Origin of the sequence: Caloranaerobacter longqiensis (genome assembly GCF_050286925.1) — a bacterium.
In the GTDB taxonomy this organism is placed as follows: domain Bacteria; phylum Bacillota; class Clostridia; order Tissierellales; family Thermohalobacteraceae; genus Caloranaerobacter.
This window is the reverse complement of record NZ_JBFWFX010000054.1, coordinates 1-1,561: the sequence shown is the minus strand read 5'-3', so window position 1 is coordinate 1,561 and position 1,561 is coordinate 1. Positions and strand designations below refer to the sequence as shown.

At 31.8% G+C, this 1,561-nt stretch carries 2 protein-coding genes; both read right to left on the bottom strand.

The annotated features are described in order from the left end of the window. Nucleotides 1-6 precede the first annotated feature (6 nt). Nucleotides 7-1,098: a reverse transcriptase domain-containing protein gene (locus AB4Y15_RS13970; protein WP_427340947.1), complete on the bottom strand. Its 1,092-nt coding sequence runs from the start codon at nucleotides 1,096-1,098 to the stop codon at nucleotides 7-9. Between the two features lie 316 nt (nucleotides 1,099-1,414). After that, a complete protein-coding gene (locus AB4Y15_RS13965) occupies nucleotides 1,415-1,561 on the bottom strand; it encodes a hypothetical protein (protein WP_427340948.1) in 147 nt (48 codons plus the stop codon).

Here is a 1,561-nt window from a genome sequence, read left to right as displayed (position 1 = left end):
TTTTTTTTATGGTTCGTTTTTAATATCATTACCTCTCACTAATACAAAATTATCAAACAATTTCTTCCTCAAGTTATAACTATTAAAATGTTTCATTATACCCAAGTATGATTGCACAGTTGCATTTACTTTATCAAATTCTATTCTACCAGCTTCATACTCTTTCTTGATAAATTTCAATCTTTTCTTTATCTTTTTAACCGATTTCTTTTTCATTTTCCTGTGTGTAGCCCAAACCCTAAAGCCTACAAATGGTATTCCTACACTAATTGGTCTTATAGCTGTTTTATTGTTCAAATGTAATTTAAGACTTTCATTTAAGAAAATTTCTATAAGATTTTTGATTTCATGTAAATATTTTTTATCATTATGGAGAATAATAACATCATCCATATAGCGTATATAATATTTGACTTTTAATTCGTGCTTACAGTATTTGTCTAGTTCATTTAAATATGTGTTTGCAAATAATTGACTTGTAAGGTTTCCAATAGGTATCCCTTTACCACTTATTCTTTCACATTCTCCTGGCTCTGCTCCTAAAGGCAATCCGAATTTCATGCCATTACTATCAATAATTACTTTAAGTAACCATATTAAATCTTTATCTTTAATTTTGTTTTGAAGTATTTTAATTAGTACATCATGGTCTACTCTATAAAAGTATTTGGATATATCAAGTTTTAAATAGTACCATTTTTCTGGTTTTCTAGAAACTTTTCTAAGCCAATATTGCAATCTGTCAGCAGCTGCATGAGTGCCTTTGCCAACTCGACAGGCATATGAATGTTCTATGAATGTTTTATCAAACAACGGATTTAAAATTCTATATATGGCCCATTGCACAACTCTATCTTTAAATGGTAGTGCCATTATAAGCCTTCTTTTAGGTTCATATATATAAAATTCTCTGTATCTACCTACTTTGTAAGTTTTCCATATAAGTTCATTTTGGATTTGTATAAGATTTTCTTCTAGATTAGCAGTAAACTCTAATACATCTTGCCTATATCTTTTATTTTTCCTAGCTTCTAAGTAAGCTTGATATAGGTTTTCAAAATCATATATTTTCTCATATAAATTGCCGTGTCTTTTCAAAATATCACCTCAAAATATAGTTGTAGTTAAGCGTAGCACTCTTCGTCGTATACTACTAACTGCTTTCTTAACAATTCAGTTTTTTGCCTTTCGGCAGGGAAATAGACCCCTTTTCCTCAAGCACTGGATAAATAACCGTAGCTATTTACCTTCTGGCATTGAGGTAGAGCGGCACGGAAGCCGATGTTGTTACTCGAGTTAGAACGAAGGTTGTTCAAGTTCAAAGAGAAAACACCAGCACTGGAACCGTTGTTCCAGTTGCCACCACGGATCGGCTTAAACGGCCTATTCCCCAATGATATGTGCACAAAATATGCTATTTAACGCTTTTTATCCAACCACCAATCATCCTGCCAATTTCATTGAGCATCTTGCTCCAGTTCTCATATTTCTTTAAAGAAAGATATCTTAATTGTGGATCAGCTGACAACCTAATTAATGCTCTGAGTGTATCTAATTCAAT